Genomic DNA, 349 nt, shown 5'->3' on the forward strand with positions numbered 1-349 from the left:
TCCGCACATTCGATACGCGGACGCAACGTTACGTGGAATGTTTTCTCGAAATATGACACCAGACGAAATTGTAGAAAGATGGTCACTCCCATCATGCAAACCGAAAGGGAAGTATGGGACATTCTCAATTGCGGACCCCTTTCTCGTTTCACTGCACAAGGATTGTTAGTCCATAACTGCGGATTGATTATCGACCATGTTTCAAACGTGGTTCGTCACGGTCTGCCGGATAAACCGCGCCAATGGGGTCTTGATCGTCGCGACAAGCGCGGCAAGAGTGAGAAAGACCCGGAAGACATGCCGATGACGCGTTGCCTGAACAAAGACGTTATACCGGCCTGTATGAAGC

At 49.9% G+C, this 349-nt stretch carries 1 protein-coding gene; it reads left to right on the forward strand.

Annotation, left to right across the window (positions count from 1 at the left end; genetic code table 11):
• Positions 1–78 precede the first annotated feature (78 nt).
• The coding region (locus tag RMT89_RS41730) for a hypothetical protein (protein ID WP_315888974.1) at positions 79–349 on the forward strand (271 nt) is incomplete at its 3' end.

This window comes from Streptomyces sp. P17 (assembly GCF_032436805.1).
Taxonomy (GTDB): Bacteria; Actinomycetota; Actinomycetes; order Streptomycetales; family Streptomycetaceae; genus Streptomyces.